At 63.5% G+C, this 24,733-nt stretch carries 22 protein-coding genes; 16 read left to right on the forward strand and 6 right to left on the reverse strand.

Annotated features, from left to right (window positions below):
• Positions 1 to 1,523: dihydrolipoyl dehydrogenase (gene lpdA / locus QN397_RS24070; RefSeq protein WP_323502135.1), on the forward strand; the 1,523-nt coding region annotated here is incomplete at its 5' end.
• 103 nt (positions 1,524 to 1,626) lie between these two features.
• Here lpdA (QN397_RS24070) and QN397_RS24075 read toward each other — a convergent pair.
• Complete coding sequence (locus QN397_RS24075) at positions 1,627 to 2,181, reverse strand: C40 family peptidase (RefSeq protein ID WP_187055121.1); 555 nt, start codon at positions 2,179 to 2,181, stop codon at positions 1,627 to 1,629.
• Positions 2,182 to 2,455: 274 nt separating this feature from the next.
• On the opposite strand from QN397_RS24075, the gene QN397_RS26825 reads away from it, so the two are divergent.
• Positions 2,456 to 2,635 (forward strand): PQQ-dependent sugar dehydrogenase, encoded by a 180-nt coding sequence (locus QN397_RS26825; RefSeq protein WP_416352362.1) that lies wholly within the window; start codon positions 2,456 to 2,458, stop codon positions 2,633 to 2,635.
• Here QN397_RS26825 and QN397_RS24080 read toward each other — a convergent pair.
• Entirely contained in the window at positions 2,568 to 3,503 is a 936-nt protein-coding gene (locus QN397_RS24080; protein ID WP_323502137.1) for an AraC family transcriptional regulator, read from the reverse strand. The two genes, QN397_RS26825 and QN397_RS24080, sit on opposite strands and share 68 nt — an antisense overlap.
• On the opposite strand from QN397_RS24080, the gene QN397_RS24085 reads away from it, so the two are divergent.
• Complete coding sequence (locus QN397_RS24085) at positions 3,393 to 3,833, forward strand: SDR family oxidoreductase (RefSeq protein ID WP_323502139.1); 441 nt, start codon at positions 3,393 to 3,395, stop codon at positions 3,831 to 3,833. The genes QN397_RS24080 and QN397_RS24085 overlap by 111 nt on opposite strands.
• Positions 3,834 to 3,839: 6 nt before the next feature.
• Here the strand turns inward: QN397_RS24085 and QN397_RS24090 are convergent, their stop codons facing one another.
• Together QN397_RS24090 and QN397_RS24095 are read right to left on the reverse strand one after the other, a co-directional pair.
• Entirely contained in the window at positions 3,840 to 4,661 is an 822-nt protein-coding gene (locus QN397_RS24090) for an alpha/beta hydrolase (protein ID WP_323502140.1), read from the reverse strand.
• A gap of 10 nt (positions 4,662 to 4,671) precedes the next feature.
• Positions 4,672 to 6,312, reverse strand: coding sequence for a 4-hydroxyphenylacetate 3-hydroxylase family protein (locus QN397_RS24095; protein WP_323502142.1), 1,641 nt, complete (start codon positions 6,310 to 6,312; stop codon positions 4,672 to 4,674).
• A 131-nt stretch (positions 6,313 to 6,443) separates the two neighbouring features.
• Between QN397_RS24095 and QN397_RS24100 the strand changes: the two genes are divergently transcribed.
• From QN397_RS24100 to QN397_RS24135, 8 genes are all read left to right on the forward strand, one after another.
• Positions 6,444 to 7,091, forward strand: a complete 648-nt coding sequence (locus QN397_RS24100; RefSeq protein WP_323496430.1) for a TetR/AcrR family transcriptional regulator — start codon at positions 6,444 to 6,446, stop codon at positions 7,089 to 7,091.
• Positions 7,092 to 7,115: 24 nt separating this feature from the next.
• Positions 7,116 to 7,727 (forward strand): isochorismatase family protein, encoded by a 612-nt coding sequence (locus QN397_RS24105; RefSeq protein WP_323502143.1) that lies wholly within the window; start codon positions 7,116 to 7,118, stop codon positions 7,725 to 7,727.
• A 92-nt stretch (positions 7,728 to 7,819) separates the two neighbouring features.
• On the forward strand, positions 7,820 to 9,730 hold the full coding sequence (locus QN397_RS24110) for a propionate--CoA ligase (protein ID WP_323496432.1): 1,911 nt from the start codon (positions 7,820 to 7,822) through the stop codon (positions 9,728 to 9,730).
• 166 nt (positions 9,731 to 9,896) lie between these two features.
• Positions 9,897 to 12,773 (forward strand): 2-oxoglutarate dehydrogenase E1 component, encoded by a 2,877-nt coding sequence (locus tag QN397_RS24115; RefSeq protein WP_323502144.1) that lies wholly within the window; start codon positions 9,897 to 9,899, stop codon positions 12,771 to 12,773.
• A 19-nt stretch (positions 12,774 to 12,792) separates the two neighbouring features.
• Entirely contained in the window at positions 12,793 to 14,070 is a 1,278-nt protein-coding gene (gene odhB / locus QN397_RS24120) for a 2-oxoglutarate dehydrogenase complex dihydrolipoyllysine-residue succinyltransferase (protein ID WP_323502146.1), read from the forward strand.
• A gap of 13 nt (positions 14,071 to 14,083) precedes the next feature.
• Positions 14,084 to 15,517 carry a dihydrolipoyl dehydrogenase gene (lpdA, locus tag QN397_RS24125; protein ID WP_323502148.1) on the forward strand — a complete coding sequence of 478 codons (1,434 nt, stop codon included), beginning with the start codon at positions 14,084 to 14,086 and terminating at the stop codon, positions 15,515 to 15,517.
• Between the two features lie 4 nt (positions 15,518 to 15,521).
• A complete protein-coding gene (gene zapE / locus QN397_RS24130) occupies positions 15,522 to 16,619 on the forward strand; it encodes a cell division protein ZapE (RefSeq protein ID WP_323502149.1) in 1,098 nt (365 codons plus the stop codon).
• 5 nt (positions 16,620 to 16,624) lie between these two features.
• Positions 16,625 to 17,269 (forward strand): hypothetical protein, encoded by a 645-nt coding sequence (locus QN397_RS24135; RefSeq protein WP_323496436.1) that lies wholly within the window; start codon positions 16,625 to 16,627, stop codon positions 17,267 to 17,269.
• 57 nt (positions 17,270 to 17,326) lie between these two features.
• On the opposite strand, the gene QN397_RS24140 is transcribed toward QN397_RS24135, so the two are convergent.
• Positions 17,327 to 18,091: a PP2C family protein-serine/threonine phosphatase gene (locus QN397_RS24140; protein ID WP_323496437.1), complete on the reverse strand. Its 765-nt coding sequence runs from the start codon at positions 18,089 to 18,091 to the stop codon at positions 17,327 to 17,329.
• 88 nt (positions 18,092 to 18,179) lie between these two features.
• Here QN397_RS24140 and QN397_RS24145 point away from each other — a divergent pair, with 88 nt between their 5' ends.
• Both QN397_RS24145 and QN397_RS24150 read left to right on the forward strand, forming a co-directional pair.
• Positions 18,180 to 18,386 (forward strand): DUF465 domain-containing protein, encoded by a 207-nt coding sequence (locus tag QN397_RS24145; protein WP_187052459.1) that lies wholly within the window; start codon positions 18,180 to 18,182, stop codon positions 18,384 to 18,386.
• Positions 18,386 to 20,461, forward strand: coding sequence for an ATP-dependent DNA helicase (locus tag QN397_RS24150; protein ID WP_416352363.1), 2,076 nt, complete (start codon positions 18,386 to 18,388; stop codon positions 20,459 to 20,461). The genes QN397_RS24145 and QN397_RS24150 overlap by 1 nt, the downstream gene beginning before the upstream one ends.
• Positions 20,462 to 20,522: 61 nt before the next feature.
• Here the strand turns inward: QN397_RS24150 and QN397_RS24155 are convergent, their stop codons facing one another.
• The gene (locus QN397_RS24155) at positions 20,523 to 21,332 is read right to left on the reverse strand and encodes an outer membrane protein assembly factor BamD (protein WP_187052458.1); all 810 of its coding nucleotides are present in this window, start codon (positions 21,330 to 21,332) and stop codon (positions 20,523 to 20,525) included.
• 23 nt (positions 21,333 to 21,355) lie between these two features.
• On the opposite strand from QN397_RS24155, the gene QN397_RS24160 reads away from it, so the two are divergent.
• From QN397_RS24160 to QN397_RS24170, 3 genes are all read left to right on the forward strand, one after another.
• Complete coding sequence (locus tag QN397_RS24160) at positions 21,356 to 22,399, forward strand: RluA family pseudouridine synthase (RefSeq protein WP_416352364.1); 1,044 nt, start codon at positions 21,356 to 21,358, stop codon at positions 22,397 to 22,399.
• A 128-nt stretch (positions 22,400 to 22,527) separates the two neighbouring features.
• Positions 22,528 to 23,238 carry an SMC-Scp complex subunit ScpB gene (gene scpB / locus QN397_RS24165; protein WP_323502150.1) on the forward strand — a complete coding sequence of 237 codons (711 nt, stop codon included), beginning with the start codon at positions 22,528 to 22,530 and terminating at the stop codon, positions 23,236 to 23,238.
• Positions 23,235 to 24,733, forward strand: a 1,499-nt coding sequence (locus QN397_RS24170; RefSeq protein ID WP_323502151.1) for a pseudouridine synthase, incomplete at its 3' end; no start/stop codon positions are given. The genes scpB and QN397_RS24170, both read left to right, overlap by 4 nt.

Here is a 24,733-nt window from a genome sequence, read left to right on the forward strand (position 1 = left end):
CACCCCAACCCTCCCCCGTGGGGGGCGGGAGCAAGGCGGCGCTCGCGAGTACGTATGCCGGCACCGTGGATCACGAATGCGATCTGCTCGTGCTGGGTGCCGGTCCCGGTGGATACTCGGCGGCATTCCGCGCGGCGGATCTTGGACTCAAGGTCATCTTGGTCGAGCGGTACGCGACCTTGGGCGGTGTCTGCCTGAATGTCGGCTGCATTCCGTCGAAGGCGCTGCTGCACGTTGCTGCGGTGATGGACGAGGTCAAGCACTTCGCCGACATGGGCGTGACCTTCAGCGAACCCGTTATCGACCGTACCAAGCTGCTCGCACGCAAGAACAAGGTGGTGAGCAAGCTCACTGGTGGGCTTACCGCGATGGCGAAGATGCGCAAGGTCACCACCGTGCGCGGTGTCGGCGAGTTCATCGACGCGTTCCACGTGAAGGTGCAAGAGACCAGCGGTGACGGCCAGGCCACGACCGGCAAGGCGCAGATCGTCAAGTTCCGCAACTGCGTGATTGCGGCTGGCTCGCAGGCCGTGCACCTGCCGTTCATGCCCAAAGACCCACGCGTGGTCGACTCGACCGGCGCGCTGGAGTTGGGCATCGATCCCAAGCGCATGCTCATCCTGGGCGGCGGAATCATCGGGCTCGAAATGGGATCGGTGTATTCGTCGCTCGGCGCCCGACTCGACGTGGTCGAAATGCTTGACGGCCTGATGCAAGGCGCTGACCGCGACCTTGTCAAGGTCTGGCAAAAGATGAACGCGCCACGCTTCGACAACATCATGCTGAAGACCAAGACCGTCGGCGCTGAAGCGACCAAGGACGGCATCAAGGTCACCTTCGAAGGCGAGGCTGCACCGAAAGAGCCGCAGTTGTACGACCTGGTGTTGCAGGCCGTCGGTCGCACCCCCAACGGCAAGAAGATCGGTGCCGAGAAGGCCGGTGTCACCGTGACCGACCGCGGCTTCATTCCTGTCGACATCCAGATGCGGACCAACATCTCGCACATCTTTGCGGTCGGCGACATCGTCGGCCAGCCGATGCTCGAGCACAAAGCGGTACATGAGGCGCACGTGGCCGCAGAAGTTATCGCGGGCGAGCAGAAGGGCGACAAGCAACTTGCCGCGGCGGCCTTCAATGCCCGCGTGATCCCGAGCGTGGCGTACACCGACCCCGAGGTGGCTTGGGTCGGCCTCACCGAAGACCAGGCCAAGGCGGAAGGCATCAACATCAAGAAGGGGCTGTTCCCGTGGAGCGCTTCAGGCCGCGCTATTGCCAACGGCCGCGACGAAGGCTTTACCAAGTTGCTGTTCGATGCAGAAACTGAGCAGATCCTGGGCGGCGGCATCGTCGGCACACACGCAGGCGACATGATCGGCGAGATTGCGCTGGCGATCGAGATGGGTGCCGATGCGATCGATATCGGCAAGACCATCCACCCGCATCCGACGCTGGGTGAAAGTATTGGCCTGGCCGCCGAGGCGCTCCACGGTCACTGCACCGACTTGCCGCCGGTCAAGCGCTGAACTCGTCGAGCAGGTTGCGCCCAACAAAAAACCCGCCGACGGCGGGTTTTTTCATGCGTGCCCTGCAGACGAGGGCCGCGGTCTCTGGTCTCTCAGGCAGCGCTCAATCGCCGACCTTGGCTTCTTCGCCCTGGACTGCTTGCACGCGGCGTCCGCCATTGAAGCGGCTCTGCCAGTAGCTGCCACTCATGTCTTCCACACGGACCTGGGCGCCTGGCTTGGGCGAGTGAATGAACTTGCCTTCTCCGACGTAGATGCCGACATGGCTGAACGCCCTGCGCATGGTGTTGAAAAACACGAGGTCTCCGGGCTTGAGATCGGTGCGTGCGATGGGCTCGGTGGCTGCAGCCTGCTCGACAGCGCGACGCGGCAGCACGAGGCCGATGGTCTGGTTGTACATGGCGCGGACAAAGCCACTGCAATCGAAGCCGGTTTCGGCGGTGTTGCCGCCACGGCGGTAAGGTACGCCCAGGAAACCGACGGCGGTGACCACCAGTTCGGAGGTGCGATCGCTGACGGTCTGGCGAACATGATCGAGCTTGCTGATCAAGCCTTTATCCGAAAGCATTCGTTCTATGTCGTCGCTGCGCTCCTGTTGTGGGGCGGCATGCGCCGCAAAAGCAATGAGGAGGATGGCAGGTAAGACAAATAAACGCATGGTACGTAGGATATTGACGACACTCATCGATGTCAATTTCATCCAGTTTCGGGATTTCTATTCTAACTTGTTGTTTTAATTAGATATTTTCTAATTTTGTGATATGAATTTGTAAAGTTTGTCAGTTATCCGACATAAGCGCTTCGCGTGATGTAAGTCAAAAGAATGTGAATTGCTTGTGTCGGTGGTTGATCGGGACATGCTACGGCCGTACCAATTTGCAAAGGATGGCGGATGCTTTCGTTGCCACTTTTTGGCCTAATTCGAACGGTCGGTGTTGTGGGAAAGCGAGCACGGTCCGCAAGGAGGCGACGAGATCGACATCCCGCTCGCCGGCCGCAACTACGGCGGACTGCAATGCCTACCTCGCGGCGAACCTGGCCCTGTCACGGGTCCCTTTCAACCACTGCGCTCTCAACCCGGTACTGCCCAGGCCGTCGTCCGGTCACTTTAAAGAATACGGAGCTGAAGGCCGCCGCCGAGCCGTAGCCGACGATCTCGGCGACCTCTGAAATGCTGCGGTGGTTCGACTTCAGCGCCGCGCTGGCCACGGCCACTCGCCATTCGATCAGGTAGCGAAGCGGTGGAACACCCGTCATCGCCTTGAACCGCTCGGCGAAGGTCGTGCGAGACATGGCGACGCTGGATGCAAGCTCGTCGACGGTCCAGCGGTGCGCGATGTCGGCATGCAGCAGGTGCAGGGCTGCTCCGATCTTTGGATCCGCAAGCGCACCCAGCCAGCCCGGCAGATGAGCCCCGGACGCCATGCGCAACCGAAGACTCTGCATCAGCACCATGTTCGCAAGATTGGTCGCGACGACCGCGCCGCCGGGTCGTACGGCCTCGGTTTCTAGGCGAAGGAGTTCGAGCAGCGCCCGCAGCGACGGAGCGCCTTCCGATCCGGCCGGCACATGGACGAGTGGCGGCAGCAACTTCAGCAAGAGGTCCTCCGCATCGGCGTCGAAGACGAAGCGACCACCGGCGGCACTCACCTTGTCGCCGTGCTGGCCGTAGCGAACGATACCATCCGCATCCATGCAATTGGCAAGCACTTCGCGCCCATCGATGGGCACGAGTGTCGGATCGCTGCCGGTGCAGTAGGGCTGGCCGTGCGTCAGGAGGTAGAAATTGCCGGTGTTCAGATACAACGGCGGCTCGCCGTCCTCGGTCCAAAGCCAGAACGAGCCTTCCAAAATGCCGGCGAACTGGATGTGAGGGCGCGCGTCGACGACTGGGACGCGATGATCGACATCAACATCAAGGGCGTGCTCTATGGCATCGCGGCCGCCTTGCCCACCTTTCGCAAGCAGGGGGCAGGTCATTTCGTCAACGTCGCGTCCACGGCAGCGCACCGCATCGTCCCAGGCATGGCGGTCTATGCGGGCACCAAGTTCGCGGTGCGAGCGATCTCGGAAGGTTTGCGACAAGAAGCGGGCACTGCGTTGCGGGTAACGGTGATCTCGCCGGGCATGACCCGCACCGGCTTCGCGGATTCCATGACGAGCCCGGAGCTGAAAGCCCAGACGCAGTCCACGATGGAAAAGATGGGGATACCGCCGGATGCAATTGCCCGTGCCATCGCATTCGCGATAGAGCAGCCTTCCGTTGTCGATGTCGGCGAGATCATTGTCCGGCCGACGGCGCAAAGTTAGTTGGCCTCAGCCATTGCAACCCGGCAGCGGCAGCGTCGGCAGCACCGCGCGCCAGAGCCGCGTCCATTCGGGCCAGTCGTGCCCGCCTGCAGTGGTGAACACGCGCTCCTGCGGCAAGGCGGCCGCGAGCAGTCGATGGCTGAAGGCGAACCGATCGTCGAGGCCATAGCCCAGGTAGAGCGGCGGGTGATCGACCGGTAGCGGCCGGCGCGCGTAAGCCTTCAGCCATTGCCACAGTGCCGTCTCGCGCTGCGCTCTTTCGCCGCCGGCTCGGTCGTCGCCGACGGGGTCGGTGAGCGGCCCTTGCCATCGCTCGAGTCCGCCGGCGTTGGCGACATCCATGCTCTGCACGCGATCGCCGAGGTAGGGCGCCAACACGACCAGCCCCGTCACGTCGGCCGGATGTGCGTTGGCATAGATCAGCCCACCCAGCCCTCCGATGGAAATGCCGACGATCCATATCGCCTTGTAGCCCCGCGCCCGCGCAGGTGCGATCACGTCTTGCTGCAGGCGCTCGATGACGGCGCCCTTGCTGTAGTAACCCAGGTGCGCATCGACGCGCACGATGTCGACAGCGAGCTGCCGCTCCCGCACCGCGCTCACGAAATTCTCACGCACGAACTCGTCGGGATGCGAATAGGCGCCGGGCAACATGATCAGCAAGGTGTCGGCGCGTGCCGTGCAGGTGCTCTTGTCGACGAAGGTGTCGATCGGTGCCTTGGCCGGGCGCAGGCCGGTGCAGCCTGACGCCAGCAAGGAAGCCAGCGCTGCCGCCGCCGCCAACGCCGCGAGCCTCGAACCGCGGCGCCCGTGGACGAAAGATGGCATCGGTTGCTGCCTAGACCGGGGACGGCGTCGTCGGCGGCAGCCGCACTGACCGCGGTGCCGGCAGATCGACCATGACGGCTTGTCCCGGCGTCGTGCAGCCGGTGTCGCAGCATTTGCCGGGTTGCCGGTTCTTCGTGATGGCGCGGTCCGGGTCGTGCGCTACGCCGCGATCGAGCAACCTCTCGACCAGCTCGACCTTGGAGCCGATGGGGTAGTTGCGATAGATCTCCTGCTTCATCGCGGCCGGTGAGCCGCCGCCGTGCAGGCTGATCACGCTGTACCAACCACCTTGATAGCCGGCAGTCAGGTCTTCGATAAAGCGTGCGGTTTCGATGCGCTGTTCGTATGGCACGTCGGGACTGGCGCGCAGCACCTCCGACAGGCGCGCCGCAGTTTCCGGGTTGTGGTCTTCGTCAGGTCCGGGCAGCGTGACGATCAGTCCACCGCTCACGTAGTGCGCGATGCGGTGCATGTCGTAGATCTTGGTGGCCAGCAGCAGCTTGCCGATGTTGCTGAACACCGGGTCGGGCATGAAGATGTCGCAGTGTTCGTCGGCCTTGCCGTAGACGCTGGCCGCAACGCCGCAGGCAAAAAAGCTTTCGGTGATGGTGATGAGTTCGACCATCTGCTCGCGCAGGTGCGTCTCCTTGCCGGGGTCGAAGCCATTGGCCTCGCACATCAGCGCGCCGGCGCCGATCAATAAATCGCCGAAGCCAGCGCGCGCGCCGATGCAGCTGTGACGGTGGTGGGTGGCGTAGCTGTAGGTCAGGTGGCCGGTGTGCTCCCACTCGCCGGCATAGAACACGTTGTCCCATGGCACGAAGACGCGGTCGAACATACACACGCCGGTGCTCTGGCCGAATTTGCGGCTGAACAGCGCATCGCCATGCTCGAGCTTTTCGCCTGGCCGACCGGCCGGGCGTGCCACGATGGTCAAGCCCGGTGCGTCGAGCGGCACGGCGCAGCACACCGCGAAATCCGCGTCTTCGCGGCTCATGTTGCGGCATGGCATGACCAGCAGTTCGTGCACGTAGGGCGCGCCGGTCACGATGGCCTTGGTGCCCGAGATCACGATGCCGCGCACGCCGTTGCGCAGCGCATTGCGCTCGACGATGTGCAGGTAACTGTCGATGTTCGATTGTTCGTGAGGCCGCTTGCTGCGGTCGCCTTTGGCGTCGGTCATCGCGACGCCGAGCGTCAAATCCTGGTCCTGGATGCGGTGCAGATACTCGGTAAATCGGGCGGTGTTCTCGGTCGTGCCGCGCGCGTCGTCGATGCGGGCCGACACTTGGCCAATCGCGTTCAGCGCATCGTGCGTGAGGTAGCGCTGCGCGCAGCCGGTTTCCTGGCAGACGAGCCGCACGGCTTCGAGCTTGTTGAGCAGGTCACCCGAGCCGGTGTTGATGTGCGACAGGCGATTTACTCGCTTGCCGCTGGAGTGCTGAATGGCCGTCATCAGCAACTCGTACTGCGGCTTCAACGCGTAGTCGTAAGTGAGCGCGATGGCATTGATGCCGGGCTGGAATGCGACTTCGTCGGCCACGCTCTCGACGCGGCGTCCGTCGACGAATACGGTGGGCTTGTAGCGCCGCAACGAGTCGCGATATTCGTCGCCGGACATCAGGTTGGCGACGGGAAGGGCAGCATTCATGGTCTCTCCAGTTGCTTGAAGGTTGTGAAAGCTCAAAGACTTTCTCGATCGTGAATTTGAACACTGTTCAATTTTTTGTTCAACTGCTCGAATAAATGGAGATGTGTGCAGGGTGGCGCTATATTCGAAGCTTGCATGCCAAGCTCCAGCGTCAGCAAACACTCACCGATGCACGCCGGGCACTGGTGCTCGATGCTGCGCGTTCGGTGTTCTCCGAAGCGGGCATTGAAGGCGCCAGCATCCGCGAGATCGCCAAGCGCGCCGGCTACACCCCCGGGGCTATCTACTCGTACTTCGAGAGCAAGGAGGCGGTGTATGCCGCATTGCTCGACGAGTCGTTGACGCGGCTGCAAGCGGCTGTCGCCGATGCGCGCGTGTTCAAAGCGAAACCCGAGAAGACGCTGTTGTCCAAGGCGCTGGCCTGGTTCGATTTCTATGCCGCAAACCCGCGTGATCTGGACCTGGGCTTCTACTTGGTGCACGGCATGCGCCCGCGCGGCCTCACCAGCGAGCTCGATCACGAGTTAAACGACCGCCTCTACGACGCCCTTCGCCCCTGTGAAGACGCGTTGCTGGCAATGGGGCTCGATGCAAAGCGCGCACTGCGGGAGAACACCGCTCTTTTTGCGCAAGGCGTCGGCCTGCTGCTGATGCAGCACACCGGGCGCATCCGGATGTTTCGACAGTCGGCGGAACTGCTGTTCAGAACCTATGTGGCGCAACTGGTTGCCCGGTGCGGGGTGGCGGACCGGCGCGATCAGATCGGTGGTACGGTTTAGCTTCACTTCCAACAAGATCCGACCATGCTGCTCGATGCCTCGCGTTCCCAACTCGTGCTGGTCGATTACCAGGCGCGACTCATGCCGGCGATATTCGAGTCGGAAGCGGTCGCCAAGAACGCCGTTCGACTCGGCAAGATGGCGCAATTGGTCGAGGTCCCCGTTTGGGGCACCGAGCAGAACCCGTCGAAGCTCGGCGAGAACCTGCCCGACATCCGCGCGCTGTGTCAGCGCACACTGGCCAAGATGCATTTCAGCGGTGTCGAAGAAGGGCTGGGCGACTGGTTGCGGCCGACCGAGCCGCAACCTCAGGCGCAACGCGGTAACGCACGCAGCCTGCCCAAACACCTGCAGAAGCCGGCACCGCCGGTCGACGAGCGCGGCACCATCGTTATCGCCGGTTGTGAGGCGCACGTTTGCTTGCTGCAAACAGCGCTCGACTTGCTTGAAGACGAGTTCGAAGTGTGGGTCGTCACCGATGCCTGCAGCTCGCGCACCGAGCGCAACCGCGATGCCGCGTTCGACCGCCTTGCCGGTGCCGGTGCAGAACTCGTCACCACGGAGATGGTCGGATTCGAATGGTTGCGTACGGCTGAGCACCCTGCGTTCCGCGACTTGCAGGCACTGATTCGCTAGGTCCCGGCGATTTCTGCAGATTGCGGGAACGCGAGTCGAGTGCTTTGTCCAGGCCGGCCTTGCGATACAGAACTTGAAGGAGACAAAACCAGATGAGCCGCTACGAGGATTTCCACGCCCGTTCCATCGAAGATCCTGACGGTTTCTGGTCCGAGCAAGCCCAGTTGATCGACTGGCAGACGCCGCCTAAGCAGATCCTCGATGCGAGCAACCCACCGTTCGCCAACTGGTTCGTCGGCGGTACGACCAACCTGTGCCACAACGCGGTCGATCGGCATCTGGCGACGCGTGGCGATCAGGCTGCATTGATCTTCGTCTCTACCGAAACCGGCGTCGAAAAGACTTTCAGCTTCAACCAGCTGCACGCTGAAGTGCAGCGCACCGCCGCCAGCCTGATGGCGCTGGGCGCCGGCAAGGGCGACCGCGTCCTGATCTACATGCCGATGATTCCGGAAGCGGTATTTGCGATGCTGGCCTGCGCCCGCATCGGCGCCGTCCATTGCGTGGTGTTCGGTGGCTTTGCAAGTGGTTCCCTGGCCACGCGAATCGAGGACGCCGAGCCGAAGGTCGTGATAAGCGCCGACGCCGGTTCGCGTGGCAGCAAGGTGGTGCCGTACAAGCCACTGCTCGACGAAGCGATTCGCCTGTCGAAGTACAAGCCGGCCGCCGTGCTGCTGACCGACCGCGGTTTGGCGCCGATGGAGCTTGTCGCGGGGCGTGATCACCTGGACAGCGACATGGCGGCCTCGCGCCGAGATGCGGTGGTGCCGTGCGTCTGGCTGGCGTCGACCGACATCAGCTACACCATCTACACCAGCGGCACCACCGGCAAACCCAAGGGCGTGCAGCGCGACACCGGCGGCTATGCCGTGGCGCTGGCCGCCAGCATGAAGCACATCTTCGACGGCCGTGCCGGCGAAACGTATTTCTCGACCAGCGACATCGGCTGGGTCGTCGGCCATAGCTACATCGTCTACGGCCCGCTGATCGCCGGCATGGCGACGATCCTGTACGAAGGCCTGCCCACGCAGGGCATCGACCAGCAGCCCGACGGCGGCATCTGGTGGTGGCTGGTGGAAAAGTACAAGGTAACGGTGATGTTCAGCGCGCCCACCGCTGTACGTGTGCTCAAGAAGCAAGACCCGTCGCTGCTGAAAAAGTACGACCTTTCCAGCCTGCGCGCGCTGTTCCTGGCTGGCGAGCCGCTCGATGAGCCCACGGCCCGCTGGATCAGCGACGGCCTTGGCGTGCCCATCATCGACAACTACTGGCAGACCGAATCGGGCTGGCCGATCATCACGATCGCCAATGGCGTCGAGGCCAAGCCGAGCAAGTTCGGCAGCCCCGGCGTGCCGATGTATGGCTACAAAGTCAAGATCCTGCACGAGTCGACCGGCGAAGAGCTCACCGCGCCCAACGAGAAGGGCGTGGTCGTCATCGAAGGCCCGACGCCGCCCGGCTTCATGCAGACCATCTGGAAAGACGACGCGCGCTTCGTGCAGACGTACTGGAAGAGCGTGCCGGGCAAGCTGGTTTATTCGACCTTCGACTGGGGCATTCGGGATGCCGACGGCTACTTCTTTATCCTCGGTCGCACCGACGACGTGATCAACGTGGCCGGGCATCGGCTCGGTACACGCGAGATCGAAGAAAGCATTTCGGGGCACGCCAACGTGGCCGAGGTGGCGGTGGTGGGCGTCGCCGATGCACTCAAGGGCCAGGTTGCCATGGCTTTCGTCGTGCCGAAAGCAGGGGACGCGGTGACCGATGCCGACGTCGCGCTGAAGCTTGAAGGCGAGATCATGAAGCGCGTGGCCGACCAGCTTGGTGCGCTGGCGCGACCGGCACGCGTCCGCTTCGTGACGGGCTTGCCAAAGACGCGCAGCGGCAAGCTACTGCGGCGCGCAATACAGGCGGTGTGCGAAGGGCGCGACCCGGGCGACCTGACCACCATCGACGATCCGGTCACTCTGCAGAAGATCGGGCAACTTGTCGGCCCCTGAAGGGTTGTGTTGTCCGCAACGGGTGTCATATTGTTGAAGTGGCACAATGAGAAGGTACTCAGGCCCTTCCCCAGCCACAGTCGCATCCGCCAATCGGTCAAGCCGTGTCGCGGAAGGTTTCTTAACCAGCTAGTGCTTCCTTCAGGGAAGCGAAGGTCAGCGGATCATGAGCGATTCTTCGACGCCCTCGGCATACCAAGCCTATCAAGGCAACACCTATCTCTTCGGCGGCAATGCGCCCTATGTCGAAGAGATGTACGAAAACTACCTCTCTAATCCAGGCAGCGTGCCCGACAACTGGCGTTCGTATTTCGACGCCTTGCAGCACGTGCCAGCAGCCGATGGCAGCAACGCCAAAGACGTGGCGCACCTCCCGGTCGTCAACGCTTTTGCCGAACGCGCCAAGCAGGGCACGACCCGCGTGGTGCAGGCCAGCGGTGCCGACTCCGAACTCGGTCGCAAGCGCACAGCGGTGCAGCAGCTCATCGCGGCGTACCGCAACGTCGGCGCACGCTGGGCCGACCTCGATCCGCTCAAGCGCACGGAGCGCCCGGCCATTCCAGAACTCGAACCGTCGTTCTACGGCTTTGCCGACGCCGACCTCGAAACGGTTTTCAACACCAGCAACACATTTTTCGGCAAAGACACCATGTCTTTGCGCGACCTGCTCAACGCCTTGCGTGAAACGTACTGCGGCACCATCGGCGCCGAGTACATGTACACGACCGACCAGAACCACAAGCGCTGGTGGCAGCAAAAGCTCGAGAGCGCGCGCACCAACCCGCAGCTGACGGTCGAGCAAAAGAAGCATGTGTTGAACCGCCTCACAGCGGCCGAAGGCCTCGAACGTTTCTTGCACACCAAGTACGTCGGTCAAAAGCGTTTTTCGCTGGAAGGCGGCGAAAGCTTCATCGTGTCGATGGACGAACTCATCAACCAGGCCGGCGTGCAGGGCGTGCAGGAAATCGTGATCGGCATGGCCCACCGTGGCCGCCTCAACGTGCTGGTCAATTCGCTTGGCAAGATGCCGGCCGACCTGTTTGCGGAGTTCGACCACACCGCCCCTGAAGAACTGACCAGCGGCGACGTCAAATACCACCAGGGCTTCAGCTCGGACGTGACCACGCCTGGCGGTCCGGTGCATTTGAGCCTGGCCTTCAATCCGTCGCACCTCGAGATCGTGAACCCGGTGGTCGAAGGCTCGGTGCGCGCCCGCATGGACCGTCGCGGCGATCCGCTCGGCAAGCAGGTGCTGCCGATCATCGTTCACGGCGACGCGGCCTTTGCCGGCCAGGGTGTCGTGATGGAAACGCTGGCGCTGGCCGAAACGCGCGGCTATCACACCGGCGGTACGGTGCACATCGTCATCAACAACCAGATCGGTTTCACCACCAGCGATCCGCGCGACAGCCGTTCGACGCTGTACTGCTCGGACATCGTCAAGATGATCGAAGCGCCCGTGCTCCACGTGAACGGCGACGACCCCGAAGCCGTGGTGCTGGCAACCCAGTTCGCGCTGGACTTCCGCATGGAGTTCCAGAAGGACGTCGTGGTCGACATCATCTGCTTCCGCAAGTTGGGCCACAACGAGCAGGACACGCCGTCGCTCACGCAGCCGCTGATGTACAAGAAGATCGCCCAGCATCCCGGAACGCGGAAGCTGTACGCCGACCGCCTCGCCGCGCAAGGGCTCGGCGCCACCCTCGGCGACGACATGGTGAAGGCGCAGCGCGCCGCTTTCGACGAAGGCAAGAACACGGTCGACCCGGTGTTGACCAACTTCAAGAGCAAATACGCCGTCGACTGGAGCCCTTACCTCAACAAGAAGTGGACCGACGCCGGCGACACCGCCATTCCGAGTTCGGAATGGAAGCGCCTTGCGGAGAAGATTACGACCGTGCCAGCCGGCTTCACCGTGCATCCGCTGGTGAAGAAGGTGCTGGACGACCGCGCAGCCATGGGTCGCGGCGACATGAATGTCGACTGGGGCATGGGCGAGCACATGGCCTTTGCTTCGCTGGTGGCGAGCGGCTATCCGATTCGGCTTTCGGGCGAAGACTCGGGCCGCGGCACCTTCACGCACCGTCATGCCGTGCTGCACGACCAGAACCGCGAAAAGTTCGACGTCGGCACCTACACGCCGCTGCAGAACGTGGCCGAGAACCAGGCCCCGTTCCTCGTGATCGACTCGATCCTGTCCGAAGAAGCCGTGCTGGCTTTCGAGTACGGCTATGCGTCGAACGACCCCAACACCTTCGTGATCTGGGAAGCCCAGTTCGGCGACTTCGCCAATGGCGCCCAGGTGGTGATCGACCAATTCATCGCTTCGGGCGAAGTGAAGTGGGGCCGCGTCAACGGCATCACGCTGATGCTGCCGCACGGCTACGAAGGCCAGGGTCCGGAGCACAGTTCGGCGCGCCTCGAACGCTTCATGCAACTGTCGGCCGACACCAACATGCAGGTGGTGCAGCCCACCACGGCCAGCCAGATTTTCCACATCCTGCGTCGTCAGATGGTGCGCAACTTGCGCAAGCCGCTGATCATCATGACGCCCAAGTCGCTGCTGCGTAACAAGGACGCGACCTCGCCGTTGTCCGAGTTCACCAAGGGCGCTTTCCAGACCGTCATCCCCGACAGTCGCGACCTCAAGGCCGACAAGGTCAAGCGCGTGATCGCATGTTCTGGCAAGGTGTACTACGACTTGGCCAAGAAGCGCGAAGAGCGGGGTGCTGACGACGTCGCGATCATCCGCGTCGAACAGCTGTATCCGTTCCCGCATAAGGCTTTCGGCACCGAGCTGAAGAAGTACCCCAACCTGGTCGACGTGGTGTGGGCGCAGGACGAGCCGCAAAACCAGGGCGCATGGTTCTTCGTGCAGCACTACATCCACGAGAACATGCACGACGGGCAAAAGCTGGGCTACTCCGGTCGTGCCGCTTCGGCATCGCCGGCGGTCGGCTACTCGCACCTCCATCAGGAACAACAAAAAGCACTGGTCGACGGCGCGTTCGGCAAGCTCAAGGGCTTCGTGCTGACCAAATAACTAGAACCGAAAATTCAAAATGTCCATCGTAGAAGTCAAAGTCCCCCAGCTGTCCGAATCGGTGTCTGAAGCCACCATGCTCACCTGGAAGAAAAAAGCCGGTGATGCCGTTGCCGTCGATGAAATCCTGATTGAGATCGAGACCGACAAGGTCGTGCTCGAAGTGCCGGCGCCGTCGGCCGGCGTGCTGGTGGAAATCTTGCAACCCGATGGCGCCACCGTCCTCGCAGAGCAATTGATCGCGCGGATCGACACCGAAGGCAAGGCAGGCGCCGCGGCCGCTGCGCCTGAGGCCGCACCCGCTCCAGCGGTTGCTCCACCGGCGCCTGCCGCTGCTGCAGCCGCCGTGACGGGCGGCGCGAAGTCCGATGTCGCCATGCCAGCCGCAGCAAAGTTGCTGGCCGACAACAACCTGAAGACCAGCGACGTGGCCGGCTCTGGCAAGGACGGCCGCGTGACCAAGGGCGACGTGCTCGGCGCCGTCGCCTCGGGTGCCACCGCTGCCAAGGCGCCGGCACCCGCCGCCGCTCCTGCCCCCGCAGCAAAGCCGCTGCTGACGCAAGTCGCTTCGCCAACTGCCGCGCCGGACCTGGGCGACCGCCCGGAGCAGCGCGTGCCGATGAGCCGCCTGCGCGCCCGCATCGCCGAGCGCTTGCTGCAATCGCAATCGACCAACGCCATCTTGACGACCTTCAACGAAGTCAACATGGCCCCGGTCATGGAGATGCGCAAGAAGTTCCAGGATGCATTCAGCAAGGAGCATGGCGTCAAGATCGGCTTCATGAGCTTCTTCGTGAAGGCGGCAGTGCACGCGCTCAAGAAGTACCCGGTCATCAACGCGTCGGTCGACGGCAACGACATCCTTTACCACGGCTACTTCGACATCGGTATCGCCGTCGGTTCGCCGCGCGGTCTGGTGGTGCCGATCTTGCGCAACGCCGACCAGATGAGCTTTGCCGACATCGAGAAGAAGATCGCCGAGTACGGCCAGAAGGCCAAGGACGGCAAGTTGGGCATCGAAGAAATGACCGGTGGCACCTTCTCGATCAGCAACGGAGGCACCTTCGGTTCCATGCTGTCGACGCCCATCATCAACCCGCCGCAGTCGGCCATCCTGGGCGTACACGCCACCAAGGACCGCGCGGTGGTCGAGAACGGGCAGATCGTCATCCGCCCAATGAACTACCTCGCCATGAGCTACGACCACCGCATCATCGACGGCCGTGAAGCCGTGCTGGGCCTGGTCGCCATGAAGGAAGCGCTGGAAGATCCATCGCGCCTCTTGTTCGACATCTGAGGCGAAGATACAGATGGCAAACAAACAATTCGACGTGATCGTCATCGGCGGCGGCCCTGGTGGCTACATCGCTGCCATCCGTGCGGCGCAGCTCGGCTTCAATGTCGCGTGCGTCGACGAGTGGAAGAACGCGAACGGTGGTCCTGCGTTGGGCGGCACCTGCACCAACGTCGGCTGCATTCCCTCGAAGGCATTGCTGCAGTCGTCGGAGCACTACGAGCAGGCCGGTCATACCTTTGCCGACCATGGCATCAACGTGTCGGGCCTCTCGCTCGACATCGGCAAGATGATGGCCCGCAAGGACCACGTCGTGAAGCAGAACAACGACGGCATCACGTACCTGTTCAAGAAGAACAAGATCACCTCGTTCCATGGCCGCGCTTCGTTCGTCAAGACGGATAACGTTGGCTATGAGATGAAGGTCGCCGGTGCAGCCGGCGAAGAGACGATCAGCGGCAAGCACATCGTCGTGGCGACGGGCTCCAATGCCCGCGCTCTGCCGGGTGCGCCGTTCGATGAAGAGAACATCTTGTCGAACGACGGCGCCTTGCGTGTCGGCGCGGTGCCGAAGAAGCTGGCGCTGATCGGTGCCGGCGTGATCGGTCTGGAGATGGGCTCCGTCTGGCGCCGTCTGGGTGCCGAAGTCACGGTGCTGGAAGGCCTGCCGACTTTCCTCGGCGCGGTCGACGAGCAGATCGCCAAGGAAGCGAAAAAGGCGTTCGACAAGCAGGGCCTGAAAATCGAACTCGGCGTCAAGGTCGGTGAGATCAAGACTGGCAAGAAAGGCGTCTCCATCGCCTGGACCAATTCCAAAGGCGAAGCGCAGACGCTGGACGTCGACAAGCTGATCATCTCGATCGGCCGCGTCGCCAACACCATCGGCCTCAACCCCGAAGCAGTCGGCCTTAAGCTCGACGAACGCGGTGCGGTGGTGGTCGACGACGAGTGCAAGACCAACCTGCCGAACGTCTGGGCGGTCGGCGACGTCGTGCGCGGCCCGATGCTGGCGCACAAGGCCGAAGAAGAGGGCGTGGCCGTGGCCGAGCGCATTGCCGGCCAGCATGGGCACGTCAACTTCAACACCGTGCCGTGGGTTATCTACACACATCCGGAAATTGCGTGGGTCGGGCAAACCGAGCAACAGCTCAAGGCAGAAGGCCGGGCTTACAAGGCCGGCACCTTCCCGTTCCTGGCGAACGGCCGCGCACGTGCGCTGGGCGACACCACCGGCATGGTCAAGTTCCTTGCGGATGCGACCACCGACGAGATCCTCGGCGTGCACATGGTGGGCCCGCAAGTCAGCGAGCTGATCTCCGAAGCTGTTGTCGCGATGGAGTTCAAGGCGAGCAGCGAAGACATCGCGCGCATCTGCCACGCGCATCCGTCGCTGTCGGAAGCCACGAAGGAAGCGGCGCTGGCGGTCGAAAAACGCACGCTCAACTTCTGATCTCTTGAGCGTCAAGCAGGCTTACGAGGCGGAGCTCGCAAAGCGGGGCTTCCAGAGCGACCCGGCGCAATTGCGCGCCGTGGAAGCGCTGGATCGCTGCGTCAACGAGTGGGCCGACTACAAGGGGCAACGCTCCAATGCGCTCAAGAAGTTCATCAACCGGCCGGAGATTCCGCGCGGCGTCTACATGTACGGCGGCGTCGGTCGCGGCAAGTCGTTCTTGATGGACCTGTTCTTCAACGCCGTGCCGCTGCGGCGCAAGACGCGCCTGCACTTTCACGAGTTCATGCGCGAAGTGCACCGTGAGCTGGCCGACCTGCAGGGCACGGTCAATCCGCTGGACGAGCTCGGCCTGCGCATGTCCAAGCGCTACAAGCTGATCTGTTTCGACGAGTTCCATGTGGCGGACATCACCGACGCCATGATCCTGCATCGGCTGCTCGCCGCGCTGTTCAATAACGGCGTCGGCTTTGTAACGACTTCCAATTTCAAGCCGGACGACCTGTACCCGAACGGCTTGCACCGCGATCGAATTCTTCCGGCCATCGAATTGTTGAAGGAGCAGCTGGAAGTCATCGGTGTCGACAACGGCACCGACTACCGGACCCGCACCCTGCACCAGTTGCGCATGTACCTCACGCCCAACGGGGCTGCCGCCGATCAGGAAATGCGGGACGCTTTCAATCGGTTGGCGGAAACGCCCGACGACAACCCGGTGCTCCACATCGAGTCGCGCGAAATCCATGCGAGGCGGCGCGCCGGCGGCGTGGTGTGGTTCGACTTCAAGACGTTGTGCGGCGGACCGCGCTCGCAAAACGACTACCTTGAGATCGCAGCGCAGTTCCATACAGTGCTGCTGTCGGACGTGCCGCAGATGTCGGTGAGCCGAGCCTCTGAGGCACGTCGTTTCACCTGGCTGGTCGACGTGTTCTACGATCGACGGGTCAAGCTCATCATGTCGGCACAGGTCGCGCCCGAGGCGTTGTACACCGAAGGCCCGCTGGCGCACGAGTTTCCTCGCACGGTCTCGCGGCTCAACGAGATGCAGTCGGCCGAATTTTTAGCGCTCGAGCGGCGCAATGTCGATACCGGGCTCACATGAAGAAGATGTTCACCTCGCTTTTGATGGCGGCTGCCGCGGTTGCGTCTTCGCCGCTTTGTGCGCAGTCGGTCGCGACGGCTGGCAACACCGACATGGCGGCAGAGCGCTCACGACTCACTGCTGAGCGCGCCGCTGTCGACAAGAAGTTCGAGGAGGAGCGGTTTGCCTGCTTCAAGAAGTTCGCGGTCGAGAGTTGTCTCGAAGACAGTCGCAGGGGCAAGCGCGCTGCTCTGGACAACATCAAGCGGCAAGAAGCGATCATCAACGATGCCGAGCGCAAGCGTCGCGGTGCCGCTGCCCTTGACCGACTCGACGACAAGTCTGCACCGCAGCGCGCGCAAGAGGCCGCTGAGCAACGCGACAAGGCACTCAAGTCACAGGCTGACCGCGAGCAACGGGCGGCCGATCACACAACCGGTCGCGAGGCTGCCGTTGCGGGCGAAGCCGCCAAGCGCGAGCAATTCGAGAACAGGCAAAAAGCGAACGCCGAGCATCTGGCGAAGACTGCCAAGTCGCGTGCGCAGGCGCCGGTCGAACAGCAGCAGTTCGACGACAAGGCAAGGAAGGCCGAGGCACACCGTGCCGAGGTCGAGAAGCGCAATGCCGACCGCACCAAGCCGCGCTCGGCATCGCTGCCGCCGCCGCCCTGATCGTCACAAGCCCGAGGCGGGCGCGCCACCTTGGCCGCACCGCAGCCGGCCCGGTGATTACTTTGGCAGAGGCTCGAGCTTGAGTACCGCCAGCGACAGGTTGTCGCCTGTGCCACGCGCCCGCTTGCGGGCTTCGTTTACCAGCAGTTCGACCGCTTCGCGCGGCGACTGCTCCGACAGCACCGCACCCATTTCTTCCGGGGTGAAGTAGTGCCACAAGCCGTCGCTGCAGGCCATCAGCACGTCGCCGGGTTGCAGTTGCGGAATGAAATGGGTTTCGATCGGCGGCGGCGTGGCCGTCATGCCGAGGCAGCCGAGCAGGATGTTGCCCTGAGGGTGAATGTTGGCTTCTTGCTCGGTGATCTCGCCACGGTCGATCAGCACCTGAACATACGAGTGATCCCGCGTGCGCTTGATAAGCCGGCCGCGCTGGAAATGATAGATGCGCGAATCGCCCGCATGAATCCAGGCACAGTCGCCGTGCGGGTTCATCAGGAACGCGGCCACTGTGCTGTGAGGTTCCTGCTCACTTGACAGCGCTGTCAGCTTGATGACCGTGTGCGCGTCGTCGAGCAGGCGTCGCAGGATGTTGCCGGGTTCGTCGTGCTCCGGACGGTAGCGCGCAAAGAGCTGGCGCGCCGTCATCATCACCTGGTCGGATGCCTTGCGGCCGCCGCTGCGACCGCCCATGCCATCGGCGATGACTCCCAGCACGCAACCCGGCGTACGGGCGTGCGACAGCATCAAAACCTGGTCTTGTTGATACGGCCGGTCTCCCTTGTGGAGACCGGTGGCGGCAGCGAGTCGGAAACCTCGAATCATGGGTGCAGAGGAGATGTGTGGACGTATTATCGGGCGATCATGCACCGCGGCCGCTGGAGCCCGCCTGACCCGGTCCGCATTTACTCCGTTGGACACCAATCTTCACTCCCTTTCTCGCCAGCTGATCGACCTGCGCATCGAGCACGCCGATCTTGACGCCACCATCGATCGCCTCGTCGAGGTGGCGCCGCCGCAGGACGACCTGTTGCTGCGTCGACTGAAGAAGCGTCGGCTTGCACTGCGCGACAGGATCGACCGCGTCGCTCGGGACATCGCGCCACAAGAGCCTGCCTGATGGGCGCACTCGAGTCGGAGGTGCGCGACGCGTTCGCGCATGACGGTGTGTTGTCGCGTGCCGCCGAACAGTTTCGCGAACGCGACGGACAAACGCAGATGGCGCTCGCAGTTGCCCGCACCATCGAGCATGGCGGCGTGCTGGTCGTCGAGGCGGGCACCGGTGTCGGCAAGACCTTTTCTTACCTCGTACCGGCACTGCTGAGCGGTGAGCGTGTGCTGCTGTCGACCGCCACCAAGACGTTGCAAGACCAGTTGTTCGGCCGCGATCTGCCGCGACTGGTTGAAGCGCTCGGCCTGCCCGTTCGCACGGCTCTTCTTAAAGGGCGCGGCAGCTACGTGTGCCTGCACCGGCTCGATCTGGCGCGGCATGACGCATCGCTGCCCGAGCGCGGCACCGTGCGCACGCTGGCAAAGATCGAGCAGTGGTCCAAGTCGACGCGCACCGGTGATCTTGCCGAGCTACCGGGTCTCGACGAACGTTCGCCGCTTATTCCATTGGTGACGTCGACGCGCGAGAACTGCCTCGGCGCGCAGTGCCCGCAATTCAAACCGTGCCATGTGAACCTGGCGAGGCGCGAGGCGCTTGCAGCCGACGTGGTCGTCATCAACCACCATCTCTTTTTTGCCGATCTCGCGGTGCGCGAATCCGGCATGGCCGAGCTACTGCCGAGCGTGCGGGTGGTGGTGTTCGACGAGGCGCATCAACTCAACGAAATCGGCGTTCAGTTCCTGGGCGCGCAGCTTGGCAGCGGGCAGGCACTCGACTTCTCGCGTGACCTGCTGGCTGCCGGGCTGCAACATGCACGCGGTTTGGTTGACTGGCAGCAACTCGCCGCAGCACTGGAGCGCGCAGCGCGCGAGCTGAGGCTGGTGGTCGGAAAGCAATGGCCAGGGACCAAATTGCGCTGGGCGGGTCCGTCGCCAGACACCGTGCCAGCCGAAGGGTGGCAGGCCGCGCTCGACATGCTGCAGCACGCATTCGAAGATGCTGCCGAGAACTTGGCCACGGTCAGCGAAATCGCCCCCGACTTCGTCCGCTTGCATGACCGCGCCGGGCAGCTTGCCGAGCGCGCTGCACGCTTCGCGACGCCCTGTGCGACCGACTCCGTGCGCTGGCTGGATGTCGGCACACAGCTGCGACTGGTCGAGTCGCCACTCGATATCGCCGAGGCCATGCGTGGACGGGTTCTGAAGATCGAGCAGGTTAGCGCCCGAGAAGCCGACGAAGCAATGGATGGATCCTGTGCTGTGGATACGGCTGGCGCCGCCAAGCCTAAGGAGGGCGGCGAACGAGGCCGTGCCTGGGTCTTTACTTCGGCCACTCTGGGCGACGACCCCAAGCTGCGCTGGTTCACCGAGCCGTGCGGTCTGGAGTCCGCCGAAGTGTTGCGCGTTCAAAGTCCGTTCGACTACGCGCGTCAGGCAGCTCTCTACGTGCCGCGCACTTTTCCGAAGCCGGCCGATCCGGCGCACGGTACCGAAGTGGCCCGACTCGCAGCCCGCGGTGCGGCGGCGCTGGGCGGAAGAACGTTGGTACTGACGACGACCTTGCGCGCACTGCGAACCATCGCCGACACGCTGCGGCTCGCACTTGAGCCAATCGATCCGTCGATCCGTCCCGAAGTGTTGGCGCAAGGCGAGTTGCCCAAGCGCGTGCTGATGGAGCGCTTCAGGGAAGGCGCCGGTGTCGGTCGCGCAGGCTGCGTGCTGGTCGCGTCGGCGTCATTCTGGGAGGGTTTCGATGCACCGGGTGATGTACTGCAGCTGGTCGTGATCGACAAGCTGCCGTTTCCGCCGCCGAACGATCCACTGGTCGAAGCCCGCTCGCAACGGCTCGAGGCCCAGGGTCGCAACGCATTCGGCGACTATTCATTGCCCGAGGCGGCCGTGGCGCTCAAACAGGGTGCCGGTCGGTTGATCCGGCGCGAATCCGATCGCGGCGTGCTGGTGATCTGCGATGCCCGTCTCGCCACCATGGGCTACGGTCGCCGCCTTGTTGCCGCGCTGCCGCCGATGCGGCGTATCGAAAGCGCTGAAGAGTTCGATGCGGCGTTATCCGAACTCCGAGCCTAGGGATTCAGCGTATCGGTACCGACAGGCCGGCGGCAGTTGGTCTCGATCCAGTCGATCCGGGTTACCAGACCTTCCACCACGGGTCGTCGTTCTTCCGGAACCCCGTCGCCATGAACTCGCTCTTCGGATAATTGGTGGCCAGCACGCGTTGCGCGTCGTCGCGCAGTTCCTTCATGCCGAGGGCCTCGTACGACTTCACCATGATGTAGAGCGCCTCTTCAAGCGCCGGCACCTCGCGGTAGTCAGCCAGTGCCAGCTGTGCACGGTTGATGGCGGCCAGGTAGGCACCGCGCTGGTAGTAGTAGCGGGCTACGTGAACTTCGTATTGCGCGAGCGAATTTACGATGTAATTCATGCGCTGGCGGGCGTCGGGCGTATAGCGCGATGCCGGGAAGCGCGTTACCAGTTCCTTGAAGGCCTGGAACGATTCCTTGGCGGCCTTCTGGTCGCGCTCGGACAAGTCTTGACGGGTTGCAAAAGAGAACAGGCCGAGGTCGTCGTTGAAGTTGATCACGCCCTTGAGGTAGAACGCGTAGTCGAGTGCGGGGCTTGCCGGATGGAGCTTGATGAAGCGATCGACGGTGGCGATGGCTGCCGGCCTTTCGCCGGACTTGTATTGCGCGTAGGCCTTGTCCAGTTCTGCTTGCTGCGCTAGCGGGGTGCCCGCGGCGCGGCCCTCGAGCTTTTCGTACAACGGGATGGCCTTGTCGTACGAGCCGCCATCGGCCTCGTCCTTGGCTTCTGAGTAAATCTTGTTCGGACTCCAGTTGGCGGTCTTGTCTTCTTTGGTGGACGAGCAGCCGGCGACAAGCCACGCTGCGGCGCAAAGCGCGAGCCACGCGGGGACCATCGATAATTTGGCGCGAAACATCACATACGGCTTTCGTGAAACAGTTGCCTTCAATTATATCGACCGACCCCTTCGTCAATCTCCCTAGCGCATCGGCGTCAGAGGAGGGCGGCGACCCGAGCGAGCCGGGCGACCTGGCTGACATCGCCGAAGCGAGCGAATTGCGTGCCTTCACGATCGGCGTCGACGAGCACGGGCAGCGGCTCGATCGAGCTTTGGCAACGCTGGTGCCCGAGTTCTCGCGCAGCTACTTACAGCAAATGATCGACGGCGGACTGGTGACCCTGCAAGGGCGGACGGCGACCAAGACGTCGACGACGGTCCGCGCGGGCCAGGCCGGCCAGATCGAGTTGCGACCGACACCGCAGAGCCAGGCCTTTCGACCCGAGGCGATGGCGATCGACGTCGTGTTCGAAGACGAGCATCTGCGCGTCATCAACAAGCCCGCTGGTTTGGTGGTGCATCCGGCGCCAGGCAACTGGAGCGGCACCCTCTTGAACGGCTTGCTGGCGCTCGATCCCAAAGCGGTTCTGCTGCCGCGAGCCGGCATCGTGCACCGGCTCGACAAGGACACGAGCGGCCTGATGATGGTCGCTCGTACGCGCGCCACGATGGATGCGCTGGTCGAGCTGATCGCCGCGCGTGAGGTCAAGCGCCAGTACCTCGCGATGGGGCACAAGCCGTGGGAAGGCGGTGCGGCGCGGCAGGTCGATGCGCCGATCGGCCGCGACCCGCGCAACCGTCTCCGGATGGCCATCGTCGATCTGGAACGGCATCCAGGCAAGGCGGCGCGCACGCTGGTCGAGCGGCTCGACAGCAATGCGCATGGCTGCAGCGTGCGTTGCACGCTGGAAACCGGCCGCACACATCAGATCCGCGTGCACATGGCGTCTCTTGGGCATCCGCTGGTGGGCGACACGCTGTATGGCGGCGCGGCAGCAGCGGGGCTTTCGCGGCAGGCATTGCATGCGTTCCGGCTGGCTTTCGTGCACCCGATGACACAGGAGCCGATGTCGTTCAATGCGCCGGTGCCGGCCGATCTGGCCGCAGGCTTGCTAGCCTGGGGGCTGGACTACAATCGAGCTTGACGGCCCTCAGGGCCTCGCCGGGCAATGATCCGGCCCTGCGCTGCCAACGCCCGCGTGCCGGCAGCGCCACTTTCCATCCCAATGAAACGAAGCGCCCCCAAAGCGCCTTTTCCCGGATAACGCGAACCATGAATACGGCGGATGCCAAGCGCATTCTCGAAACCGCATTGATCTGTTCGGCCCAGCCGCTGCCGGTTCGCGACCTTCGCGTGCTGTTCGGCGACGAACTCGGTGCCGACACCATCAAGACGCTGCTCGTCGAATTGCAGGAAGACTGGGCGCAACGCGGCCTGGAGCTCGTAAGCGTCGGCTCCGGCTGGCGCTTTCAGAGCCGGCCGGAGATGCGCGACCACCTCGACCGGTTGCATCCCGAGAAGCCGCCACGCTACACGCGTGCCGTACTCGAAACCCTGGCCATCATTGCCTACCGCCAGCCTGTCACGCGCGGCGACATGGAAGACATCCGCGGCGTCACCATCAACTCGCTGATCCTGAAGCAGCTCGAAGACCGCAACTGGGTCGAGGTGATCGGGCATCGCGAAACAGTCGGGCGCCCGGCGCTCTTTGCCACCACGCGCCAGTTTCTCGACGACCTCGGGCTCGAGTCGCTCGATCAGTTGCCGGTGATCGGCTCGCCGATGCAGCAAGGCTCTTTGGTCGATGCGCTGGAGCAACTCGGCGAGTCCGACCAGGCCTCGTTGCCGATGGACGAGCCGGCTGCACAAGTCGCAGTTGAAGTTGCCGTCGAAGCCGAAGCACACGTCTCAACCATCCCCCCCGTCGATGCCGCAGCCGAGCCTGTCGACACCACCGCTGCCCCTTCCGGAACTGCACCATGAGCCCCTCCGACTCCGACGACGCGGCGATGCTGCCGGCCGGTCCTGCCGCTGAAGACGAAGTGGGCGCGAAGCCCGCTGTGCTTGCTGACATTGATCAGGCCGATCCACCGCCGAAGAAACGCCGTCCGCGTCGGCCGAAGGCCGTGGAGTCGGCGGAGCCGATCGCAGACGAGACCCCGGCGAAAATCGGGCCGTCACAGTCAGACGCCTTGCCGTCTGTTGCGGACATGGCCTCGGACGCCGCAGCGCCGCCCGCAATCGTGGCCGCTGTAACCGCCGGGCCAGCCGTCGGCCAGCCCGAGCCCCCCGCGCGCAACGAGGACTTCGATCAGGACGACGAAGAAGAAGAAGACGAGGACGACGATGAAGACGACGACCTCGATCGCGCCCGCAAGGCTGCTGACCGGGAGCAGCGCAATGCACCGCCGCCGCAGCCGATCCGCTTTGCCGACGTCGTCTCAGGCCAGTTCGACGCCGACGAAGACAGCCCCGAGGTGCCGGCGCTCAAGCGCGTGCTGCTACCTGAAGCGGATTCGCCCAAGCTGCACAAGGTGTTGGCCCAGGCTGGCCTTGGTTCGCGTCTTGAGATGGAAGCGCTGATCCTGCAAGGTCGGATCTCGGTCAACGCCGAGCCCGCGCATATCGGCCAGCGTATTCAGCATGGCGATCAGGTCAAGATCAACGGCAAGCCGATCCGCTATCGCATCGCGCCACCGCCGGCGCGCGTCATCGCTTACCACAAGCCGATCGGTGAAGTGGTGACGCACGACGATCCACAAAACCGTCCGACGGTGTTCCGCAAGCTGCCGCGTCTGCAGCAAGGCAAGTGGCAGTCGGTCGGGCGGCTCGATCTGAATACCGAAGGTCTGTTGCTTTTCACGAGTTCTGGCGAGCTGGCGAATCAGCTGATGCATCCGCGCTTTGGCCTGGAGCGCGAGTACGCGGTGCGCGTGCTCGGTGCGATCAACAAGGAAGAGCGCCAGAAGCTGCTCGAAGGCGTGCGCTTGGACGACGGCATGGCGCAGTTCGGCAGCATCGAAGACGGCGGCGGCGAAGGCTCCAACCTTTGGTACCGCGTTACGATTTCAGAAGGCCGCAACCGGGAAGTGCGTCGGCTGTTCGAATCTGTCGGCCACGCGGTCAGCCGATTGATCCGCATTCGTTACGGCGCCATGCTGCTGCCGCGCGGCCTGAAGCGGGGCGCGTGGATGGAGCTCGACGAGAAAGATATTCGCTCGCTGTTCGACGCCGCAGGCGGCGGTGCCGGCGGTGCCGAGCGCGCGCCACGGCCCGGCTTCGGGCAAGGACAGGGTCAAGGTCCGCGTGGTCCGGGCCCTGAAGGTGGCGGTCGCAACAACCGGAACAAGAACCGTCGCGGCAACCGAAATGATCGCAACGCCGGCGGTCCGCGCGACGACTCGCGTGAAGCCCCGATCCCTAGTCCGCTCGGCGACGGGCAAGCGCCGCGTGGCGACCGCGGACGCGGCGCCAATCG

The sequence above is a fragment of the Variovorax sp. RTB1 genome (genome assembly GCF_035018765.1).
Taxonomy (GTDB): Bacteria; Pseudomonadota; Gammaproteobacteria; order Burkholderiales; family Burkholderiaceae_C; genus Variovorax.